Genomic DNA, 20,824 nt, shown 5'->3' with positions numbered 1-20,824 from the left:
TTCGTTACGACTAGCGAAATTGCGCGAGGAACCGCAAGTCGTTGTCGAAGAACAGACGCAAGTCGTTCACGCCGTAACGCAGCATGGCCAGACGCTCAACGCCCATGCCGAAGGCAAAGCCCGAGAACTCTTCCGGGTCGATCCCGGACATGCGCAGCACGTTCGGGTGAACCATGCCGCAGCCCATGACTTCCAGCCAGCCCGTCTGTTTGCAGACGCGGCAGCCTTTACCGCTGCACATCACGCACTCCATGTCGACTTCGGCGGATGGCTCGGTGAAGGGGAAGTACGAAGGGCGGAAACGCACGGCCAGTTCTTTTTCGAAGAACACGCGCAGGAACTCTTCGATGGTCCCTTTCAGGTCGGCGAAGTTGATATCGCGGTCGACCAGCAGGCCTTCGACCTGGTGAAACATCGGCGAGTGGGTGATATCCGAGTCGCTACGGTACACACGGCCCGGGCAAACGATGCGGATCGGCGGCTGTTGCGATTCCATGGTGCGGACCTGTACCGGCGAGGTATGGGTGCGCAACAACATGTTCGCATTGAAATAGAAGGTGTCATGCATCGACCGGGCCGGGTGATGGCCTGGGATGTTGAGCGCCTCGAAGTTGTGATAGTCGTCTTCGACCTCAGGGCCTTCGGCGATGCCGTAGCCGATATGGGTGAAGAACTGTTCGATACGTTCCAGAGTCCGGGTAACCGGATGCAGACCACCCGAGGTCTGGCCACGGCCAGGCAGGGTCACGTCAATGGACTCGGCGGACAGTTTGGCGGCTAGATCAGCCTCTTCAAACAACGCCTTGCGCGCATTGAGAACCTCTGTGACACGCTCCTTGGCAACGTTGATCAGCGCGCCGACTTGCGGCCGCTCTTCTGCCGGCAAATTCCCCAGGGTCTTCATCACCTGAGTCAATTCACCTTTTTTGCCAAGGTAGTGAACCCGGATTTGCTCCAGGGCATTGATATCTTCTGCGCTTTGCACAGCCTCTAGTGCTTGAGAGACCAGCGCATCCAGGTTTTCCATGTACAGACTCCAGATACAAAATAGGGGAAGAGCTTGAAGGCTCTTCCCCTATTTATGACGTTTAACACCTGGGCCCACGGAGGTGGGCCCGGGTGACTGTCGGGGGTACTTAAGCCAAGGTGGCTTTAGCTTTCTCGACAATCGCAGCAAACGCCGCTTTTTCGTTCACTGCCAGATCAGCCAGAACCTTACGGTCGATCTCGATGGACGCTTTTTTCAGGCCGGCAATGAAACGGCTGTAGGACAGACCGTTGATACGTGCACCAGCGTTGATACGAGCGATCCACAGAGCGCGGAACTGACGTTTTTTCTGACGACGGTCACGGTAGGCGTATTGGCCTGCCTTGATTACCGCTTGCTTGGCAACACGGAATACGCGCGAGCGAGCGCCGTAGTAGCCTTTAGCAAGTTTCAGAATTTTTTTGTGACGTTTACGGGCAATGACGCCACGCTTTACACGAGCCATGAATTACTTCCTCTATTCTTAACCAAAAATTAGCAAAGGCGCAGCATACGCTTGACTTTTGCAACGTCGGACGGGTGCAGCAAGCTGCTACCGCGCAGTTGACGCTTACGCTTAGTCGACATTTTGGTCAGGATGTGGCTCTTGAAAGCGTGTTTGTGCTTGATACCGTTAGCAGTTTTCAGAAACCGCTTAGCAGCACCACTTTTAGTCTTCATCTTTGGCATGTTCGGATACTCCGCATTCAGTTGATAAACATAACCGTAAGGCCTGCCGTGCCCTGGTGGTTATTTCTTCTTTTTCGGGGCGATGACCATGATCAGTTGGCGTCCTTCCATCTTAGGATGCTGTTCGACCGAACCGTACTCGAGCAGGTCAGCTTCAACCCGCTTGAGGAGTTCCATCCCCAGCTCCTGGTGGGCCATCTCACGACCGCGGAATCTCAACGATACCTTGGCCCTGTCCCCATCACTCAGGAAACGTACCAGGTTGCGCAGTTTTACCTGGTAATCCCCTTCCTCCGTCCCTGGACGAAACTTGATTTCTTTAACCTGAATCTGCTTCTGGTTTTTCTTGGCCGCGGCAACCTGCTTCTTCTTCTCGAAGATCGATTTGCCGTAGTCCATCAGTTTGCAAACAGGGGGTACTGCATCGGCGGAAATCTCCACCAGATCCAGTTTGGCCTCTTCAGCCTTAAGAAGCGCGTCTTCAATTGACACAATCCCAAGCTGTTCACCTTCAGCCCCAATTAACCGAACCTCGCGTGCCGAGATATTCTCGTTGATCGGGGCTTTCGGTGCAGCTCGTTTATCTTGTCTCATTTCACGCTTAATAGTAATTACTCCGAATCTGGGCGACCACGCCGGGAAACCGCTTGCGCGAGGAACTCAGCGAGCTGGGCGACGGGCATCGAGCCCAGGTCAGCACCTTCACGAGTACGCACAGCGACAGTCTGCATCTCGACTTCCCGATCTCCGATAACCAAGAGATAAGGAACCTTGAGCAAAGTATGCTCGCGGATTTTAAAGCCGATCTTTTCATTTCTCAAGTCAGACTTGGCACGAAATCCGCTTTGATTGAGAGTTTTTTCAACCTCAGCGGCAAAATCTGCCTGTTTATCAGTGATATTCATGATCACTGCCTGAGTCGGAGCCAGCCACGCAGGGAACGCACCCTCGTAATGCTCGATCAGGATCCCGACGAAACGTTCGAAGGAACCGAGGATCGCCCGGTGCAACATAACCGGGTGCTTGCGACTGTTGTCTTCGGAGACGTATTCGGCTCCCAGACGGATTGGCAGGTTAAAATCGAGCTGCAGGGTACCACACTGCCAGACGCGACCAAGGCAATCTTTCAGCGAGAACTCGATCTTCGGACCGTAGAAAGCACCCTCGCCCGGCTGCAGATCGTACGGCAGGCCCGCACTATCAAGGGCTGCGGCCAGTGCAGCTTCAGCGCGATCCCACAGCTCGTCGGAACCGACACGTTTTTCCGGACGAGTGGACAGCTTCAGCTCGATGTCTTTAAAGCCGAAATCGGCGTAGACATCCAGCGTCAGCTTGATAAACGCTGCGGACTCGGCCTGCATCTGTTCTTCAGTACAGAAGATGTGCGCATCGTCCTGGGTGAAGGCGCGCACGCGCATGATGCCGTGCAGTGCACCCGACGGCTCGTTGCGGTGGCAGGCACCGAACTCGGCCAGACGCATCGGCAGTTCGCGGTAGCTTTTCAGGCCTTGATTGAACACCTGCACGTGGCACGGGCAGTTCATCGGCTTGATGGCGTAGTCGCGGTTTTCCGACTGGGTGGTGAACATGTTGTCGGCGTAGTTGGCCCAGTGCCCGGACTTCTCCCAGAGGCTGCGGTCAACAACCTGCGGAGTCTTGATCTCCAGGTAGCCGTTTTCGCGCTGAACCTGGCGCATGTACTGTTCCAGCACCTGGTACAGGGTCCAGCCGTTCGGGTGCCAGAACACCATGCCCGGGGATTCTTCCTGGATATGGAACAGACCCAGACGCTTGCCCAGCTTGCGATGATCGCGCTTTTCAGCTTCTTCGATCCGCTGGATGTAGGCTGCCAGCTGCTTCTTGTCGGCCCATGCGGTGCCGTAGACGCGCTGCAATTGCTCGTTTTTCGCATCGCCGCGCCAGTAGGCGCCGGACAGCTTGGTCAGCTTGAACGACTTCAGGAAGCGCGTATTCGGCACGTGCGGACCACGGCACATGTCGACGTATTCTTCGTGATAGTACAGGCCCATGGCCTGCTCGTTCGGCATGTCTTCGACCAGACGCAGCTTGTAGTCTTCGCCGCGAGCGCTGAACAGGTCGATCACTTCGGCACGCGGAGTGACTTTCTTGATCACGTCGTAATCTTTTTCGATCAGCTGATGCATGCGCTGTTCGATGGCCGTCAGGTCGTCCGGAGTAAAAGGACGCTCGAAGGCGATGTCGTAATAGAAGCCTTCATCGATGACCGGACCGATGACCATCTTCGCTGTCGGGTACAGCTGCTTGACCGCGTGGCCAATCAGATGGGCGCAAGAGTGGCGAATGATCTCCAGCCCCTCTTCATCCTTGGGCGTGATGATTTGCAGAGTGACGTCGCTGTCGATCACGTCACTGGCATCGACCAGCTTGCCATTGACCTTGCCGGCCACGGTGGCCTTGGCCAGACCGGCACCAATGGATGCGGCGACCTCGGCGACTGAAACCGGATGATCGAAGGAACGTTGACTGCCGTCGGGAAGAGTAATAGTTGGCATGGCGCCTCCTCTCCTAGTGGTGACCCCTACCAAAGGTCACGTGGGTTGGGATGAGCCAGTACAAGATTCGGTCCAGGCCATTCAATAACGAACGCCTGCCGTACAGCGGCAGGAGCCTTGCGGCCAACCGGAAAACCGAACCAGAGTGACTGGAGTTCAAATCAGAATTATCAGGGTGCTGACCGCTACCGGGACGAAATGCCATCCGGAGCCTGAAAACACTCAAGCCGGGCATGCTAGCACAGATGAACGGTACTGGCGCCGCAGTGGCCTTGCGCTGGCGTAATTCGCCTGATTTTGTGCAAGAGTGCTGAACTTGAGCTGCACTTCAAGCCTCAGATACAGAGAACCGTACTCTGCCCCATCGACCACAAGGAGCATCCCAGCATGCGTCTGAATCGTTTTTTCGCCATTGCTGCGCCCATCATCCTGCTATTGCCACTGACCGCCAATGCTGCATGGCCCAAGGGCGAGCGTGAAAAATACATGGCTCAATGCACCCAGGCCGCAGGTTCCCAGCCAGGAATCAGTGCCGCCACCGCCAAATCCCATTGCGCCTGCGGTGCCGACAAGATTGCTTCGTACGACGCCAAGGACCTTCAGGCGCTGATGGATAACAAGGCCAGTGTCGATCTTTCGAACAAGGCATTGGCGGCTATTTCGACCTGCAAAGTGCCGAAAAAATAATCGCCCGATGAGCTTTTCCAGCGGTTTTTGACCGGTGAAATGACCTCAAAAACAGCATTGCCCTACAAAATATTCAGCTTTTACAGCTTTTTTTATCGTCTTTATTTTCGGCTGAAAGCCCCTGAAACCGGGGCCTACAGCCACTCAAGGAGATAAAGAAAACGCAACTGATCGGCAAACAGCACGTCCGGGGGGCTCCCAAGTCGAACATTTCGACTATGATACCCCGGTGTGCCCAGTTGGCCTGAGCAGCACAGCACTACTGAAAATATATGTTTCTTGGAGATACACCATGTCTAATCGCCAAACCGGCACCGTAAAATGGTTCAACGATGAAAAAGGCTTCGGCTTCATCACTCCTCAAGGTGGCGGTGACGACCTGTTCGTACACTTCAAAGCTATCGAAAGCGACGGTTTCAAAAGCCTGAAAGAAGGCCAGACTGTTTCCTTCGTGGCTGCCAAAGGCCAGAAAGGTATGCAAGCTGAGCAAGTTCGCGCTGAGTAATTTCTCCGCGAGCTAAAAAAACCCCGTCCATGTGACGGGGTTTTTTATGGGCGCAACAAAAGCCTGGAACGATCAGCCGCAGTTGACGCGATTGACCACCAGGTTCGCATCGGTATTGAGATTCAGGCGATCGGAGCGGTACTCCAGCGTCATCATATCGTTCGGCTTGAGGATTCGCGCGTTCTGCGCGCCCGAGCGCGTACGGGCCTGTTCCAGCAATTCAGGCGAAGCCTTCTTGCCAAGGGCGAACTGCGCCTCTTCAGAGTCACAGCGACTGTGTCCGGTTTCGGCCGCCGCAGGGTCTTTTGCCGATTCGGCGGTACTGCAGCCGGTCAGGATGACTGCTGCCAACAAGGTACCGAATGACGCGAGCTTCCAAGGCATGAAGCCTCCTTTTTTTCAAAAAATAAGCAGAGATCGTGCAACAGCTGATTTGGCTGTGGGTCAACAACCCTGAAAGCCTGCCCGCAAACTATCCAGCGCTCCAGCTTGCCTCAGCCGGCACAGGGTTTTCACGACTCAATCGTGACTGAATATGAACGGCGCGCTCAGTAGACGTCAATATAGTCGAACGGAGGGTTGGGCCAGTTCTGCTTCAATGCGTTGAAAATCTGCATCACCCAGACCGCGTCACTGGCAGCGACCGCACCGACGTAGCCCGAGCCTTTCGCCCAGGTTTCCAGGCGAAACAACAGACCTTCGGTATCGGTACCACCCACGACGCCTGAAGAGATGTAGGCAATACCACTCCTGGTGACCCGCAGCTGGGTGTGCTCATCGTCACTGGCCGAAGCCAGCAGCTGGCGCACCGCCTCAAGGGTCAGGCCGTCAGGCGCGTTCAAATCGATCTGCACAGCGCAATCCTTGATAGATATCAAAGTCCAAGTGTCGCATAGCCCTCCCCTCATGCCTAAGTCGGAGTGCGAAAAACCTCGCAAGATGTTTAACTCGACACAGCCCAAACCACCCGGATCGACGACCAGGCATTGGGCGGCCTTTTCAGACTTCGCGAGTTCATCATGACAACCGTAAGCATTGACGCCGACATCAAAGCCAAATGGTCACTGGGCCACTGCTCCTATAGCCCTGGCTGCCCGGAAGAGCTGGCGATCATCAGTATCGACCTGTTGGTCAAGGAACTGGGGAAGGAGGCAGCCCAAGTGTTCATCGCGCAGATATTCGAGAAATACCCAAGCAATCATATGGGCGCGCAACACGCGGTAAGGTAGTAACACCCCCGCAGGCCGGCATCCGCGAGGCCGAACTTACTTGAGGCGGGCCAGACGCGCCGTCAGCAAGTCGAAGAAGCCTTGGGCATCGCCGCTCTCGACCCAGAACACGTTCTTTTCCTGCTTCAGACCGTCGTGCCAGTCGACGATGGTCTGGCCGAAGGTCGGCCCTTCACGGCTGTCGACCACCATGTTCACCTGCCGGCCGCTGAACAACTGCGGCTTGAGCAGATAAGCGATGACCGTGGCGTCATGCACCGGGCCACCCGACAGGCCGTAATGTTCCATATCGCCTTTGACGTACTCGTTGAGAATATTCCCCACCACCTTGCTGGCATTGTTGCCCAACGCCGCGACTTGCTGCAGGCGCGCTTCGCTGGTCAACACCTTGTGGGTCACGTCCAGCGGCAGGTAGGTCAGCTTGACGCCGCTGTTGAGGACCACTTCAGCCGCCTGCGGATCGGCGAACAGATTGAACTCGGCGACAGGGGTGATATTGCCACCGTTGAAGTGCGCGCCACCCATGACCACCACTTCCTTGATGCCCTGGGTAATATCCGGCGCCTGAATCAGCGCCAGCGCCAGATTGGTCTGCGGGCCCAGCATGGCGATGGTGATGCTCTGGGGTTTGGCGGCGCGCAAGGTATCGATCAGGTAATTGACCGCGTTGCCGTCGGCCAGGCCGGCCTTGGGCTCGTGCACCGTGACTCCCGAGATGCCTTCCTTGCCATGAATGTTCTCGGCGTAGATCGGCCTGCGCAACAAGGGCTTCGGCGCCCCCGCATACACCGGCACTTCTTCGCGCCCCGCCCACTCGCGGGCCAGGCGTGCATTACGCGAGGTCTTGTCGAGCCGCACATTCCCGGCGACGGTGGTGAGCGCGCGAATGTTCAGCTCCTCAGGCGAAGCCAGGGCAAACAACAAGGCCACGACGTCATCGGCACCTGGATCGGTGTCGATGATCAGCTCGATTTTTTCCGCCGCCTGGGCGCTTGTAGCGGTGATCAATGACAAAAGCAGCAGACTCCGGAGCAGGTGTTGAAGTATCTGAGCATAGCGGTGCATGGTGCACTACTCCTTGTGCGTGAGAAATCCAGGTTGAGATACAGCGCGTTCTAAAAGGTCACTCCCGCGACCAGCACGATGTTGCAATACGGCTGACATTCACCGGTACGCACCACCGCGCGGGCTTGCCCGCTGAGGGTCTTGAATGCCTCGTGACTGAGCAACCGGCGCTCGCCCAATGCGGCCTTGGCCGTCAGCTCGTCAATCACCTGCAGCGCAGGCGGCTGCTTGAGCAGGATTTCTTCGGCCAGCACATGGCTTTCCACCTGCATTTCGCTGAGCACGACCTGCAAGGTGCTGACGAAGTCCGGAATACCTTGGGTCAGCGCCAGGTCGATCAACTCGACACCGGGCGGCACTGGCAAACCGGCATCGCCGATCACCACCAAATCGCCGTGCCCCAGGGAGGCGATCAATCGCGACAAGGCGATGTTGAGCAACGGCGTCTTTTTCATGAAGGGCTAAAGGCCTGTACGTCGGACAAGGTTGGAATGGAAGGTTGTGCACCCGCTCGAGTGACCGACAGTGCGGCCGCGATCTGGCCAAAGCGAATGGCCTCGGCTTCGCTTTGGCCGGCCGCCAGTGCCGCGGCAAAACCACCGACGAAGGTGTCACCCGCAGCAGTGGTGTCGAGGGCCTTGACCTTCAGCGCCGGGAAATGCTCGAAACCCTGCCCATTGGCGAACAACGAACCCTGGGCTCCGAGAGTAACGATGACTTTGCCGGCGCCCGCGGCAATCAATCGACTGGCGGCGGCTTCGGCGCTTTGCAGCGAATCCACCGGCAAACCGCTCAGGGCCGAGGCCTCGCTTTCATTGGGGATCAGGTAATCGATGGACGAATACCAGTCGGCCGGCAACGGACCGCTTGCGGGGGCCGGATTGAGAATCACGGTCTTGCCCAGTGCCCGGCCGCGCTTGAGGGTATGGCCGACGGTCTGCATCGGCACTTCGAGCTGGCAGATGATCACATCGGCTGCCTGCAATAGCGCGTCGAAAGCATTGACCACTTCGGGCGCGAGTCGACCATTGGCGCCCGCGACTATGACGATCGAATTCTGGCTGCTGTCATCGACCACGATCAACGCGACGCCACTGGAACCCTCGACGGTGGTCACGGCCTGGCAGTCGATCTGCTCGGCCAGCAGCGCCGCTCGCAGCTGCTCGCCATAACCATCGCCGCCGACACAGCCGATCATCGACACTTGCGCGCCAAGGCGTGCCGCAGCAACGGCCTGGTTGGCGCCCTTGCCGCCGGAAACGGTGGCGAACGACTGGCCAACCAGCGTCTCACCGGCTCGCGGAAGCCGCTCGGCCCGAGTCACCAGATCCATGTTCAGGCTGCCTATTACCACTACTCTTGCTGGCATCATCGGTACTCATCAATTTGGTTCAGCGGTATTGGTCAAAGAAGCCGGCCAGCGGCGCGGTCGACTCGCGCAAGACAATACTCGGGGTCACGATGCGCTGATCGGTGGCCAGCTCGGGGGTCGCAATCCGCCGCAACAGGACTTGTGCGGCCATCTCGCCCAACTCGAGGATCGACTGGCCCACGGTGGTCAGTGCCGGATAGACATAACGGCTCATCTGGATATCGTCGAAGCCAATGACCGAGAGCTCGCTCGGCACCCGAATATTGCGCTCGGCCGCGGCACGCAACACGCCGATACCCATCATGTCGTTACCGGCGAATATCGCGCTGGGTGGATTTTTTTCCAGAAGCCGAGCGGCAGCGCTGTAACCGCCGGTACTGGTGAAGTCACTCTCGAGCATCCGCTCCCGCGGTACTTGCACCCCGGCCTCTTTCAGCGCCCGGCAATAACCGGCCAGACGCATCTGCGCCACGCTGGTATGGGCCGGCCCACCGATACAGGCGATGTCCCGGTGGCCCAGGTCGAGCAAGTGGCGAGTCGCCAGATAGGCGCCGTATTCATGATCGATGCGCACCATGTCTGCATCAATCCCCTCCAGCCCCCGGTCGACTATCACCATCGGCGTGCGCACCGCGGCCAGACCGGCAGCCAGTCCGGAATCACCACCGGCCGAGGCGACTATCAAGCCATCGATGCGTTTTTCCAGCAGCACCCGCAGATAGCTGCGTTGTTTGTCCGGGTTGTCATCGGAGTTGCACAGAATCACGCAGTAGCCGTTACGCTCGCAGTAATCCTCGATGCCCCGGGCCAGTTCGGCGAAGTACGGGTTGAGACTGTTGGGCACCAGCAAACCGATGGTCGCCGTGGTTTTGGCTTTCAATGAACGGGCGACGGCACTGGGCACGTAGTCCAGGCTCTTGATCGCCGCCTCGACTTTGACCCTGACCTCTTCACTGACTGGTCGGGTCTTGTTCACCACATGCGAGACCGTGGTGTAGGAAATTCCGGCGAGCGCTGCTACATCTTTGATAGTTGCCATGACTTATGTCCGCCGACGTGCGCGCTGACTGCGATAAGTATCGAGTACCACTGCGACCACGATGACGGCGCCAGTGATGATGCGTTTGGTCGGTTCGGTCGCACCGATTTGCGCGAGACCGGCTGCCAGCACGGAAATGATCAGCACGCCAAAAAAGGTACTGATGACCGAACCGCGCCCACCCATGAGGCTGGTGCCACCGATCACCACTGCGGCGATGACCTGCAGCTCCAGGCCGGAACCGGCATTCGGGTCCGCCGCCTCCAGGCGAGAAATCTGAAACAGCGCCGCCACCCCGGCCAACAGCCCCATCAGGCTGAACACCAGGATCTTGTAGGGCTTTGGATTGATGCCTGCCAGACGCACCGCTTCTTCGTTGGTGCCAATGCCGATCAGGTAGCGCCCGAACACCGTGCGCGTCAGCACCGCCTGAGCGATAAAGATGATCGACAAGGCAATGATGAACGACGGCGAAATACCAAAGGCGATCGGGTTCGACAGCCAGGCAAAGGCATCGCCGATGTAAGCCGTGCGCGAGCCGGTCATCTGGTAAGCCACGCCGCGCGCCATTTCCAGCACGCCCAGGGACACGATGAACGACGGAATCCGCCAGGCCACGGTGATCGAACCGGTGAGGGTACCGGCCAGTGCCGCGACGACCATGCCGAGCAAGGCGGCCGGCATGACGCTCCAGCCCCAGCCGAGGATCGCCACGCTGACCGCCGAAGCGGCCAGGGCCAACACCGACCCGACCGACAGATCGATACCACCAATGATCAGGACGAAGGTCATGCCGACGGCCAATACCATCAAATCCGGAATCTGGTTGGCCAGGGTGCTGAAGGTGTCATAGGAGAGAAAATGACTGCTCAGGGTCGAGAACAGAGCAATCATTGCCAGCAAGGCTCCGGCCAGGCCCAGGTAAGTGCCCAGGCCGTAATAGTTGCCACTACGTTTGCTGGCAGAAAGTGCAGTTGTCATGGGGTATCCCTAGGCGCTGCTTCATGGAGCAGCGCATCACGTTTTTGGTAGCCGGCAAACGCGGCAGCAAGCAGTTCGTCCTGGGTCCAGCTGTCGCGTTCGAAGGTGTCGATCAAACGCCCGGCGGAAAGTACAGCAATCCGGTCACAGATCAGCATCAACTCGCGCAGATCGCTGGAAACCACCACCAACGCCTTGCCTTGACGGGTCAATTCGCCGAGCAGGCTATAGATGTCGAATTTGGCGCCGACGTCGATTCCCCGGGTCGGTTCGTCGAACAGCAGCACCGAGCAATCGCGCTCCAGCCAGCGGCCGATTACCACTTTCTGTTGATTGCCACCCGACAGCTCGGACACCCGTTGCGCCGGGCCCGAACTGCGAATGTGCATGGCGTCGATTTGCCGTTGGGCCAGGGCCGACTCGTCGGCTCCATTGACGATGCCAGCGCTGGAAATCACCGGCATGTTGCCCAGGGCAATATTGGCGCTGATCGATTGGGTCAGCAGCAACCCTTCGCCCTTGCGATCTTCGGTGATCAAGGCAATCCCGTGCCCGACCGCATCGGCTGGCGAGCGGATGCTCACTACCTGTGCCGGCGAACCCAGCGCGACGCTGCCGCTGTCTGCCGTGTCGGCACCGAAAATCAGGCGCAACAGCTCGGTGCGCCCGGCCCCGATCAGCCCGGAGATACCAAAGATCTCGCCGCTGTGCACCTCGAAGGAGACGTCGCGGACCTTGTCCGAACGGCTGAGCCCCTTGACCGTCAAGGCCACAGCGCCGATCTGGCGTGGCCCCAGGTCGATGTGTTCGCCCAGTTCGCGACCCACCATCAGGTTGACCAGTTGCTCACTGCTGTAATTGGCCATCGGCTCGACGCAGACCAGGCAACCGTCCCGCAGCACCGCAATGCGCTGGGCGACCCGGGCCAGTTCTTCCAGGCGATGGGAGATATAAATGATCGCCACCCCACGCGCTTGCAGGCGGGTAATCTGCTCGAAGAGCATTTCGACTTCGCGAGCGGTGAGCATCGCGGTCGGCTCGTCGAGGATCAGCACATGGCAGTCGCCAATCAGGTTACGGGCGATCTCGACCATCTGCTGGTGACCCATGCCCAACTCACCGACCAGTGTGTCCGGATCGATCGCATCCAGCCCGACCTGAGCCATCGCTTCAATAGCCGCCTTGCGCAATTGCTGGCGGTTGATCCAGCCGCCATGGCTGGGCAGATTGTCGAGAAACAGGTTTTCGGCGACGGACAAGGTCGGCAGCAGGTTGAGTTCCTGCATGACCATGCGGATCCCCAGGTCTTCGGCCTGCGTGCGGCTGGCGGGACGGTAATCCTGACCCTGGAACTGCATCTGGCCGATGGTCGGCGTGACCAGGCCACCGATGATTTTCGACAGGGTACTTTTGCCTGCGCCGTTTTCACCGGTCAACGCCAGCACTTCACCGCGCATCAACCTCAGGTCGATGTCGGTCAGCACCGGCTGAGCGTAGGTCTTGCCGATACCGCTGACCGAAAGGACAGCGGTCGGGGCGAAAACTGACATAAGAAACTCTCCATGCGCCCGCCCGGATGAGCGAGCGCCAGTGTGCCGCCAGGATGACTACTGGGTGACCAGTTCCACCGGAGTTTCGATCACGCCATTGCCGCCTTCGACCTTTTCACCCTTGAGGATCTTCAGCGCGGTTTCGATACCGAATACCGCTTGTCTGGCAGCAAACTGGTCCGCGGTCGCCAGGACCCGGCCGTCTTTGAGCATCGGCTTGATCGCGTTGATGTTGTCGTAACCGACCACCTGGACCTTGCCCGCCTTGCCCGCTGCACGCACCGCGGAAACGGCGCCGACCGCCATGCTGTCATTGCCGGCCAGCAGGGCCTTGAGGTTCGGGTATTCGCTCAGCATAGAGGAGGCGACCTGGTTACCTTTGTTGATTTCCCAGTCACCGGATTGCAGGGACACGACTTTGATCTGCGCCGCTTCCATCGCATCCTTGAATCCGGCGGTGCGTGCCTGGGCATTGGTCGTGGTGGAAACACCTTCGATGATGCCGACTTCGTCACCGGCCTTCAGCTCCTTGGCCAGGTACTCACCGACCAGACGAGCACCCTTGCGGTTATCCGGCCCTACGAAAGGTACGCTGATATTTTTGCTTTTGAGTACATCGACATCCAGCTGATTATCGATGTTGATCACCGTGATACCGGCGTCGACCGCCTTCTTGATCACCGGCACCATGGCTTTGGAGTCGGCCGGCGCGATGATCAGCGCGTTGACCCTGGAAACGATCATCTGCTCGACGATGCGAATCTGGTTGGCGGTGTCCGTTTCATCCTTGATCCCGTTGGAAATCAAATCGAAGTCTGCGGAGTGCTCTTTCTGGTAGGTCTTGGCGCCATCTTCCATGGTCAGGAAGAATTCATTGGCCAGGGATTTCATGACCAGGGCGACTTTGGGTTTTTCCGGCGTTTCGGCGAAGGCCGAGGAAAGCGGCAGCGCGGCGGATGCGGCTGCGAGCATAGCGACAGCGAGAAGACGTCCAGCGAATGGCAGCTTCATGGGTTCACTCCGTTCTTATGATTATTGGGTGAGCAACGCTTGCATTGAAACAGGCTTCAATCCCCTCGCGCCGAGGCGCTGCCGGGTGAAGCAAAGAGTGGCGAGACTATCGGAGCAAGCCCTCGCGAAATACGCGCAAACGTTTGCGTAGATCGAACTATGGGAATCCTGCCGAGATTTGTCAACGACCAGAAAACGCCTTTTTTGAGCGATTGTTTCGCAGACGCTCCGATACAAAAGAATCTTAAAGCTGGCCTGCTTTCCCTTAAGCAAGATAAATCCTTTTTTAATGTAGGACCTTTCGGACATCCGAACGTGAAACACCCCATATCGTCGGGAAACCGGACACAGACGCATACAGAAAAATCACCAACGTAAAAAATAGACTTTAAAATCAATCGGTTACATTAATTTTCTCGACAAGGTGCGACTGGTACAGATCCTGCTCTTCTCTAAGCCCTCAGGCAGAACTGCCTGGGATGCTTCTGGATGAACCTGCACCAGCACCGTCATTACAACAAGAGAGAAAATAATGAACTCTGCCTTCAAGACCTTTGTTCCGGGCGCTTTGGCCCTCCTGCTGCTACTCCCTGCGGCACTGCAAGCAAAAGAAGTCGAAACCCAGCAAAAGCTGGCTAACGTGGTCATCCTCGCCACTGGCGGGACTATCGCCGGCGCAGGCGCCAGTGCAGCCAACAGCGCCACCTATCAAGCGGCCAAAGTCGGTATCGAGCAGTTGATCGCCGGTGTGCCCGAATTGAGTCAGGTGGCGAATGTGCGTGGCGAACAGGTGATGCAGATCGCTTCGGAAAGCATCACCAACGAAAACCTGCTGCAACTGGGTCGCCGTGTCGCCGAACTGGCCGACAGCAAAGACGTCGATGGCATCGTCATTACTCACGGCACCGACACCCTGGAAGAAACTGCTTACTTCCTCAACCTGGTGGAAAAAACCGACAAGCCGATCATCGTTGTCGGCTCGATGCGCCCGGGTACCGCGATGTCTGCTGACGGCATGCTCAACCTGTACAACGCCGTCGCTGTCGCCAGCAGCAAGGATGCCCGTGGCAAAGGCGTACTGGTGACCATGAACGACGAGATTCAGTCGGGTCGTGATGTCAGCAAGATGATCAACATTTATCTGTAGGCGCCTCTCTTTCCCCGTGATGTTGACAAGCTAAACATGCCTTCCTACGCTGAATAGACACATCAGAAATGGGGGATTCCCCGATGTTGATCAGGCGAGTGACTGGTATTCAATGGGCAGGGGGCAGTCTCGACAGCTACGCCATCCTTGAGTCTGGAGTACTGGATAACCAGTCAGTGGTCGTCCCGCCTACCCTTTATTTGCTTGATCTAGCCAAACGTGGCCGAAGCGGGCACACGATAAAAGCAAATGCCGACGATTTAAAACTCTTATTTGAAACTCTCAAGAGATTCGATATCGACTGGAAGGATCTTACAGACAATCAAATGTCTGGTTACTTGGAGAACATTCTTCAGAACGAACACCATCTCAGCAATGAATCCGTAGAACGCCATATTTCTACGTCAAAAAGCTTCTATAAAACGTCCTTCAAAAACGGCTTATTAAGTGTAGAAAAAAACTTCACATTTAACTACGTAAGGTCTCACAACCTCCGTTATCAAGGGCAAGGCAACGGCAGCCCAAAATACAACCTACGGCAACAGTATTTGAGTAAAAATCTCTTCAACTTGATATTAGCACACATAAAAACGAGAGATAGTTTTATACGATATCGAGATGAACTGGTTTTGCTCTTCGGTTATCACTGCGGACTAAGAAGTAGCGAAGTTACCTCACTAGACAACTTGCAAACAGAGAGTCTGCTTGAAAAAATCAGTGAGGCCGATGCAACTGAACATCTGACCATAACAATCCCGATAATCGGTAAAGGAAGCAAAGTCAGGTACGTGTTAGTTAACCCATACACGGTCAATAAAATACGCAAATTTTTATACGGAGCGCGTTCTCAGTTACCCCCAGGCTGCTTACTGTGTTCCGTTAAAGGCAAACCCCTTTCAGCATCCCATGCCACCCGTTTATTCCAAACTACTCGCGATATTGCGCTGCCCAGCCTAAAAAAAGAGATTCAGGATGCTTTTACGAATAAACCTGATCAGTACACAGTATCCTTTAAAACGATAAAGCTAACAGTGTTTCATTCTCTTAGACATACGTTTGCCACAAACCTTGTAGATTATTGCTATAAAAACGGGATTGACCCCTATCAATATATTTCAGAACAATTGGGGCATGAGAGAGAAGAAACAACTAAAGAATATATCACCTTTGAGGCAAACATATTTAGCAGGGATAAAACAAGAAAAAAACTTAATTCATCTATGGAACCAGATGATGAATAGCAATACTGGCTTAGAGCCCTTTCGTGATCCCGCCCCAGAGACTGATGAGTTTACAGTAAGCTTCCATTATAAAACAGACTCTGGTGCCGACTCAACCAAGAGTTTGCATCTTACTGAAAAGCTTAGAACTTTCCCAATATGCATGGTGATTCTTGAATACTTCAAAACATTCGCAAACTATCCTAGCGAAACAATATTCAATAAGCTGTTTTTTGCCAACAACTTCGTAGCCTACATTGAAATAAATTATGAAACCAAAGAACAAGTACCACGCAATGTTGTATTTCTTTTCATGGAATCAATAAGCTCCGCTTATACAAAACAAAGTTCATTGAGGCAGGTTAGCACTTGCATTCGAACGATAATGAAATGGGGTGTTGAGCAAGGGAGGTTTACCAAACTGGCAGAAAATGATCGTCGCTCATATCTCGCCATGTTGAAAGGTATCCCAACAATACCTCAGTCCACGGAAACTGAAGAACCCCGATTAGCACTCTCACAATTAATCGAAGGTTACGACGTTGACGATTTAGATTTACTCGACTCTTTGAACCATTTTTGCTGGCATTTTCTCAAAATCTTGCAACGTCACCGTGAATTGTTAAAAGCTGAAAACAGTGTATCTAACGAACTTGAAGCACTTAGTAAAATAGATGATGGATCCATTAATCTGGCTGCCTGGAAAAGCGCAGGAGCAGACCTTTCAAAATACCGAACAATCTTTGACGCTGTCGTTAAAACCGAAGATCTGACTATCAAAGAACGTATTCTTTTCTCCTGCAATAGCTACCGTGACAGTTTAATTCAATCCAACACACTCAGCAACGCCACGCAACTCGAAGAAGCCCTTTCAAAATGTACTTGGATGGATGGCTCACTTAGACAATTTGCCGACCCGGCTAAAGGGAAGCTGTATGCAACATTTTCCGACATGGACTTTAAGCATTTGATAGCACCTTTACCCGTTGAAGAAATTTGTCTCAGGTGGATAATGGCGGCAGATCGAATTCAAAGCGCAGGGCAACAAAGCATCAAAATAAGTGATATCTTAATAACACCGACTCATTGCACTTTAGCATACACTAAAAAAAGAAGTGGGAAAACCATCCGATGCTCCACGGCGTATCCCAAGAAATCTTGGCAGTATAAAACATACGTTTACTACACTGAGTTAAGAAAAGCGACGGACAACCACTTCCCCAATGATGCCCATGATTTATTTTGGCTATACAAATCGCCTTTCAAGCAACCTCAACATATAGGCTCAAGAAATTATCGCCTTCTTGTGCTGTCCTGCCTGCCCTATTCACATCTACATCAAGAAATCATAACACGCGAGCCAAAAACAATTCCATTCATAAAACTTTTGACTAAAGTGCTAAATAGGGGTACTGGTCATCCAAAGCACCATTTAATCTCTGATCCAGATGCTTGCAGCGTAAAAAAAACAGAAATATGTGAAGATGTGGCATTCAAAATTTGCCCTGGCGCAATTACACAATCAAGAGCAATTGTTGACGACGATAGCGTACCGACAAATACTCCTTATGATCGCTATGCAAAAGAAAATGTCGACGCCGATAGCACGGCCCACAGCGTTACCACAAAGGAGTTCATTTACAAAGCACGAAGCGAGACCATTCATAGAAAAGCCAAACGCTCATCATTTTCTAAAGCGGTTAATGAACTGCAGGAACATGATGCGAGAAAACTGCTAGCAATGCTCAGCGGCAGCCAATACCTATCATTGAAACAAATGAAAGAATTCTTGGGCTGGCCCACAGGCCATTTCAGCGCCACTAACATTTCAGAGTTTAATGAATTAGTCAGCGCAGCTGAAAAGAAAGGGTTCAACTGCACCCCGTTTGGAACATTACTTGAAGACGCGAGTGGGAAAAAAATAATCATCAAAAGTCCTGTTACCGTTGCACTGATGCTGTCTCACAAAGAAGCTTGTGACGAAGCCGCTGACGAAGCCGATAACGATGAGCAAGCCCTGGCATTGAGTCTTCAATCGAGCTATATCTCAGTAATGCTTGAAGCATTCGACAGTAAAATGCTGAAGGAAGGGCACGATCTACATTTAAGTCCTGCGTTTCCAAAAGCGACCATATGAGGGCTGATTATGTCTAATCGAATCGAACCTCAATATTATGTGATAAATCAACTCGGCAGTGATTTCTTCTACGTTATAGACGCTAAAAGCGAAGCTCCCCGGAAAATCAATTTCAAATGGGAGTGCAGTATTGAAAAACGCGTTTGGGCGCAAAATGCACTCTTACTTTCCTCAAATTTTTTAAGTTCAAGCCGTGCAGGCCCTATGGAGGTGCGAAGCTGCCATGCGTCAGTCGTTGAATCGGTCTTGCTGAAAAAGCTATGCGAGTACTGGGAAAAAAACCATTCAACAAAACCCTTATGGAACTGGAATAGGTCAGAAGTGAAAGAGATGGTGCGGAAGGTTATGGTACGAGATCTCTCGCCCCTTGGTGATCCAATTTTATACGCTGCAAATAATCTGAACCAGTTTTGTTATTGGCTCTCAATCTCCCATGAAGCATACCTTGATGGTCGAATCAACGACGGAATAAGCTTCAAAACATCGTCACATTTCAAAAAGGAGGTGATGGATCCTTTAATGAAATTTTTAGATTCAGACTACGCTGAGTGGGTTTACGGTGGATCCTATGGATCAATTTCTCCGGCGATTGCGTCATTACTGCTCGCCCACTCGATACAGATCCTTGAATCTGAGAGTCTGATTGCAGCGCAATGCTTTTTCAAAGCATGGAAAAAAAACCCTACCGGACTAGGTTCTATTTTCCGCCAGTTTAACCGCCGAAATCTCGATGTGTTGGAGCGCGATCACTTTCAAAATAGTGCAAGGAGCGTAAAGTCCTTAAAATTAAAACATGCGCTTTTAGATGAGTTCAAAGAGTCCGGTATATTACCATTGTCTAGGCTTCCTTGGGATTCTTATATTGAGCTGTCTGATTTTTGCCGTTTAGCCATTCAAGCGTGCATGGTCATAATTTTAACACTCACTGGCCATAGGGCGGGTGAACTCTTGTCCGTTCATTCTGCTGACTGGGAGGTCAAGGGCGACGAGGTAATTGTCAGAGAAGAAATAGAAAAAACGTTAAATGGTTTAAGAATCCCCAGATATTTCCACAGCCTTGCCGCAAGAGCGGTCAAAACAATATGGAGTTTAAGTTTTATCGATTCCGAGAAACACCGCATACCTTTGCACCACAAAGCATGGTCTTCGGGACTTGCATCTGCCGTCATTAATGGCGAAGACGTGGATACATGGCTTAACCTAAACGGCGAGCTTACAGCGAACACTTTAAGACAGTGGCTTGATAACTATTTTGAGCAATCCTTTCTTGTCGTTTACCCGGAGGTAAAAGCAGAGCACCCCGGAATCAGCCCTCATCAATTTCGCCATTCTTGGGCTGAATTTTCAATTAGACGTTTCGATCATAATGTTGAAGCTCAAGTACGTGAATATTTTTTACATAAAAGCAAAAAAGCAACACGCCGGTACACTGACAAAAAACTATCTGAATCCGTTCAGTATTCGATAGAACATGAATACCTAGACGAAGTTATACATCAGGTCATTTCCGACCGTTTTGGCGATGAATACAGAGGCCCAGCCTATCGAAGAATCGTTAACACCTTAAGTAAGGTAGATAGCCTAGATCCAGCCGAACTTGATGCTCTCGTCGAATCTATATGCAACAGTGTTGAAAGCTATACTGCGTTTGAATGGGGCTGTTGCTTGCTATTAAAAAACAGTAAGCAAGATGCCAAATGCCATGACAGCTTTACCGGGTTACCAGCTCCAAAAATCTATGCGAGTGTTAAACGTTGCACAACATGCCCAAACCTAGGAACAAATGCTCTCCAAAGAAACAACCTCACCAGGATCGCTATTAACCATTCGTACATTGCAAAGCATCACTCAGTGCTTGCGATAGCGAAATTGAGTCAAAATGTCGTTGACCAGATTAGCCGCCTTTTGGATTAACTATGAAATTTGACCTTGACAACTTCAAAAAACCAGCCCCAACTGCGGATACTACCAGTCCTTATCAGACGAGCGTCGCACAGAAATTACACGCAAAAATTCTAAAGGAATATCAACAAATTTCACTTGTCATCCTGAAAAGGTCGGTACTTACTACGAAGGAAAGGCAAATTGTCGCGAGACAAATTGCATTGTCATGTGGGGTTAGTCCAAGCACACTTACTCCTCGACGACAGCCTGGACTCGTTGCGCTCATTGACACATTGAACGATGATTTAGAGCTTCAATGGAAAAGTACCTCAGCAAAAAAAAGCCACAGTGGCCGTAAAAATACGAAAAAAGAACTGATGGAAGAAAATACGCTTCTAAAAACCGAGAACGAAAGGCTGTCGAATTTACAACTTGCAGGTGCAATGACGGCGGCCATTGAGAGCATGCTAACTGAGGAAGCTCGCCTTCAAGCTTCTACTATCCGACAACTAAAATCAGAAATCTCAAGACTGAATAAAGTAATAGACAACCAAGCAGAACTACAACAAAGAATGCTCTATAACATTAACAAACCTTGAAACGCTATTTAGCACGCGTAAGATAATCAATAGCAGCCCCCACGCCGAGTAAGGACTACATGACCGATTTTGAGTGGGATGCCATCCTCGCAGCTGTTCAGGCCTATCTCCAACCTGACAGCCAGCCGACTCAATGTCATAACCCCA

21 protein-coding genes and 1 pseudogene are annotated in these 20,824 nt (G+C 53.4%); 8 read left to right on the top strand and 14 right to left on the bottom strand.

What is annotated here, in order from left to right; genetic code table 11:
- Positions 1–10: 10 nt before the first annotated feature.
- The 5 genes from pheS to thrS all read right to left on the bottom strand — a co-directional run bounded on the left by pheS (position 11) and on the right by thrS (position 4,251).
- Positions 11–1,027 (bottom strand): phenylalanine--tRNA ligase subunit alpha, encoded by a 1,017-nt coding sequence (gene pheS, locus F8N21_RS13915; RefSeq protein WP_150642686.1) that lies wholly within the window; start codon positions 1,025–1,027, stop codon positions 11–13.
- 109 nt (positions 1,028–1,136) lie between these two features.
- On the bottom strand, positions 1,137–1,493 hold the full coding sequence (gene rplT / locus F8N21_RS13910; RefSeq protein WP_007905879.1) for a 50S ribosomal protein L20: 357 nt from the start codon (positions 1,491–1,493) through the stop codon (positions 1,137–1,139).
- Between the two features lie 29 nt (positions 1,494–1,522).
- Positions 1,523–1,717, bottom strand: a complete 195-nt coding sequence (rpmI, locus tag F8N21_RS13905; protein WP_003442181.1) for a 50S ribosomal protein L35 — start codon at positions 1,715–1,717, stop codon at positions 1,523–1,525.
- A 60-nt stretch (positions 1,718–1,777) separates the two neighbouring features.
- A complete protein-coding gene (gene infC, locus F8N21_RS13900) occupies positions 1,778–2,329 on the bottom strand; it encodes a translation initiation factor IF-3 (RefSeq protein WP_170827566.1) in 552 nt (183 codons plus the stop codon).
- Positions 2,329–4,251 (bottom strand): threonine--tRNA ligase, encoded by a 1,923-nt coding sequence (thrS, locus tag F8N21_RS13895; protein ID WP_150642685.1) that lies wholly within the window; start codon positions 4,249–4,251, stop codon positions 2,329–2,331. Before thrS ends, infC begins: the two co-directional genes overlap by 1 nt.
- Before the next feature lie 387 nt (positions 4,252–4,638).
- Between thrS and F8N21_RS13890 the strand changes: the two genes are divergently transcribed.
- Both F8N21_RS13890 and F8N21_RS13885 read left to right on the top strand, forming a co-directional pair.
- A complete protein-coding gene (locus F8N21_RS13890; protein ID WP_150642684.1) occupies positions 4,639–4,938 on the top strand; it encodes a hypothetical protein in 300 nt (99 codons plus the stop codon).
- A gap of 292 nt (positions 4,939–5,230) precedes the next feature.
- On the top strand, positions 5,231–5,443 hold the full coding sequence (locus F8N21_RS13885; RefSeq protein WP_047571823.1) for a cold-shock protein: 213 nt from the start codon (positions 5,231–5,233) through the stop codon (positions 5,441–5,443).
- Between the two features lie 72 nt (positions 5,444–5,515).
- Here F8N21_RS13885 and F8N21_RS13880 read toward each other — a convergent pair whose 3' ends face one another.
- Together F8N21_RS13880 and F8N21_RS13875 are read right to left on the bottom strand one after the other, a co-directional pair.
- The gene (locus tag F8N21_RS13880; protein WP_150642683.1) at positions 5,516–5,827 is read right to left on the bottom strand and encodes an I78 family peptidase inhibitor; all 312 of its coding nucleotides are present in this window, start codon (positions 5,825–5,827) and stop codon (positions 5,516–5,518) included.
- Positions 5,828–5,991: 164 nt separating this feature from the next.
- On the bottom strand, positions 5,992–6,297 hold the full coding sequence (locus F8N21_RS13875; protein WP_150642682.1) for a hypothetical protein: 306 nt from the start codon (positions 6,295–6,297) through the stop codon (positions 5,992–5,994).
- A 165-nt stretch (positions 6,298–6,462) separates the two neighbouring features.
- Between F8N21_RS13875 and F8N21_RS13870 the strand changes: the two genes are divergently transcribed.
- Positions 6,463–6,672: a hypothetical protein gene (locus F8N21_RS13870; protein ID WP_150642681.1), complete on the top strand. Its 210-nt coding sequence runs from the start codon at positions 6,463–6,465 to the stop codon at positions 6,670–6,672.
- Positions 6,673–6,708: 36 nt separating this feature from the next.
- On the opposite strand, the gene F8N21_RS13865 is transcribed toward F8N21_RS13870, so the two are convergent.
- The 7 genes from F8N21_RS13865 to F8N21_RS13835 are packed head-to-tail and all read right to left on the bottom strand — an operon-like array spanning position 6,709 to position 13,690.
- The gene (locus tag F8N21_RS13865) at positions 6,709–7,737 is read right to left on the bottom strand and encodes a nucleoside hydrolase (RefSeq protein ID WP_150642680.1); all 1,029 of its coding nucleotides are present in this window, start codon (positions 7,735–7,737) and stop codon (positions 6,709–6,711) included.
- A gap of 50 nt (positions 7,738–7,787) precedes the next feature.
- Entirely contained in the window at positions 7,788–8,192 is a 405-nt protein-coding gene (rbsD, locus tag F8N21_RS13860) for a D-ribose pyranase (RefSeq protein ID WP_150642679.1), read from the bottom strand.
- Positions 8,189–9,106, bottom strand: a complete 918-nt coding sequence (gene rbsK / locus F8N21_RS13855; RefSeq protein ID WP_150642693.1) for a ribokinase — start codon at positions 9,104–9,106, stop codon at positions 8,189–8,191. Before rbsK ends, rbsD begins: the two co-directional genes overlap by 4 nt.
- Before the next feature lie 22 nt (positions 9,107–9,128).
- Positions 9,129–10,148 carry a LacI family DNA-binding transcriptional regulator gene (locus F8N21_RS13850; protein ID WP_150642678.1) on the bottom strand — a complete coding sequence of 340 codons (1,020 nt, stop codon included), beginning with the start codon at positions 10,146–10,148 and terminating at the stop codon, positions 9,129–9,131.
- Between the two features lie 3 nt (positions 10,149–10,151).
- Positions 10,152–11,129, bottom strand: coding sequence for an ABC transporter permease (locus F8N21_RS13845; protein WP_150642677.1), 978 nt, complete (start codon positions 11,127–11,129; stop codon positions 10,152–10,154).
- On the bottom strand, positions 11,126–12,679 hold the full coding sequence (locus tag F8N21_RS13840) for a sugar ABC transporter ATP-binding protein (RefSeq protein ID WP_150642676.1): 1,554 nt from the start codon (positions 12,677–12,679) through the stop codon (positions 11,126–11,128). The genes F8N21_RS13845 and F8N21_RS13840 overlap by 4 nt, the downstream gene beginning before the upstream one ends.
- 57 nt (positions 12,680–12,736) lie before the next feature.
- The gene (locus F8N21_RS13835; protein ID WP_150642675.1) at positions 12,737–13,690 is read right to left on the bottom strand and encodes a sugar ABC transporter substrate-binding protein; all 954 of its coding nucleotides are present in this window, start codon (positions 13,688–13,690) and stop codon (positions 12,737–12,739) included.
- A 532-nt stretch (positions 13,691–14,222) separates the two neighbouring features.
- On the opposite strand from F8N21_RS13835, the pseudogene F8N21_RS13830 reads away from it, so the two are divergent.
- The 5 genes and pseudogenes from F8N21_RS13830 to F8N21_RS13810 all read left to right on the top strand — a co-directional run.
- Positions 14,223–14,828: pseudogene (locus tag F8N21_RS13830) on the top strand (asparaginase domain-containing protein); the annotation flags it as partial.
- Between the two features lie 107 nt (positions 14,829–14,935).
- Positions 14,936–16,078 carry a tyrosine-type recombinase/integrase gene (locus F8N21_RS13825; RefSeq protein WP_191624322.1) on the top strand — a complete coding sequence of 381 codons (1,143 nt, stop codon included), beginning with the start codon at positions 14,936–14,938 and terminating at the stop codon, positions 16,076–16,078.
- Positions 16,071–18,194 carry a hypothetical protein gene (locus F8N21_RS13820; protein WP_150642673.1) on the top strand — a complete coding sequence of 708 codons (2,124 nt, stop codon included), beginning with the start codon at positions 16,071–16,073 and terminating at the stop codon, positions 18,192–18,194. Before F8N21_RS13825 ends, F8N21_RS13820 begins: the two co-directional genes overlap by 8 nt.
- A gap of 9 nt (positions 18,195–18,203) precedes the next feature.
- Positions 18,204–20,108 (top strand): site-specific integrase, encoded by a 1,905-nt coding sequence (locus F8N21_RS13815; RefSeq protein WP_150642672.1) that lies wholly within the window; start codon positions 18,204–18,206, stop codon positions 20,106–20,108.
- A 2-nt stretch (positions 20,109–20,110) separates the two neighbouring features.
- Positions 20,111–20,677 (top strand): hypothetical protein, encoded by a 567-nt coding sequence (locus F8N21_RS13810; RefSeq protein WP_150642671.1) that lies wholly within the window; start codon positions 20,111–20,113, stop codon positions 20,675–20,677.
- Positions 20,678–20,824 lie beyond the last annotated feature (147 nt).

It is taken from the genome of Pseudomonas fluorescens (genome assembly GCF_902497895.1).
GTDB classification, from domain to species: domain Bacteria; phylum Pseudomonadota; class Gammaproteobacteria; order Pseudomonadales; family Pseudomonadaceae; genus Aquipseudomonas; species Aquipseudomonas fluorescens_BP.
This window is presented reverse-complemented; position numbering and strand designations above follow the sequence as displayed.

Coding starts and splice junctions, on each gene's coding strand:
- F8N21_RS13885 (WP_047571823.1), top strand. CDS start 5,231: ATGTCTAATCGCCAAACCGGCACCGTAAAATGGTTCAACGATGAAAAA.
- F8N21_RS13890 (WP_150642684.1), top strand. CDS start 4,639: ATGCGTCTGAATCGTTTTTTCGCCATTGCTGCGCCCATCATCCTGCTA.
- F8N21_RS13815 (WP_150642672.1), top strand. CDS start 18,204: ATGTCTAATCGAATCGAACCTCAATATTATGTGATAAATCAACTCGGC.
- F8N21_RS13850 (WP_150642678.1), bottom strand. CDS start 10,148: ATGGCAACTATCAAAGATGTAGCAGCGCTCGCCGGAATTTCCTACACC.
- rpmI (WP_003442181.1), bottom strand. CDS start 1,717: ATGCCAAAGATGAAGACTAAAAGTGGTGCTGCTAAGCGGTTTCTGAAA.
- F8N21_RS13880 (WP_150642683.1), bottom strand. CDS start 5,827: ATGCCTTGGAAGCTCGCGTCATTCGGTACCTTGTTGGCAGCAGTCATC.
- rbsD (WP_150642679.1), bottom strand. CDS start 8,192: ATGAAAAAGACGCCGTTGCTCAACATCGCCTTGTCGCGATTGATCGCC.
- rplT (WP_007905879.1), bottom strand. CDS start 1,493: ATGGCTCGTGTAAAGCGTGGCGTCATTGCCCGTAAACGTCACAAAAAA.
- F8N21_RS13835 (WP_150642675.1), bottom strand. CDS start 13,690: ATGAAGCTGCCATTCGCTGGACGTCTTCTCGCTGTCGCTATGCTCGCA.
- F8N21_RS13870 (WP_150642681.1), top strand. CDS start 6,463: ATGACAACCGTAAGCATTGACGCCGACATCAAAGCCAAATGGTCACTG.
- F8N21_RS13820 (WP_150642673.1), top strand. CDS start 16,071: ATGAATAGCAATACTGGCTTAGAGCCCTTTCGTGATCCCGCCCCAGAG.
- pheS (WP_150642686.1), bottom strand. CDS start 1,027: ATGGAAAACCTGGATGCGCTGGTCTCTCAAGCACTAGAGGCTGTGCAA.
- F8N21_RS13840 (WP_150642676.1), bottom strand. CDS start 12,679: ATGTCAGTTTTCGCCCCGACCGCTGTCCTTTCGGTCAGCGGTATCGGC.
- F8N21_RS13845 (WP_150642677.1), bottom strand. CDS start 11,129: ATGACAACTGCACTTTCTGCCAGCAAACGTAGTGGCAACTATTACGGC.
- rbsK (WP_150642693.1), bottom strand. CDS start 9,106: ATGCCAGCAAGAGTAGTGGTAATAGGCAGCCTGAACATGGATCTGGTG.
- F8N21_RS13810 (WP_150642671.1), top strand. CDS start 20,111: ATGAAATTTGACCTTGACAACTTCAAAAAACCAGCCCCAACTGCGGAT.
- F8N21_RS13865 (WP_150642680.1), bottom strand. CDS start 7,737: ATGCACCGCTATGCTCAGATACTTCAACACCTGCTCCGGAGTCTGCTG.
- thrS (WP_150642685.1), bottom strand. CDS start 4,251: ATGCCAACTATTACTCTTCCCGACGGCAGTCAACGTTCCTTCGATCAT.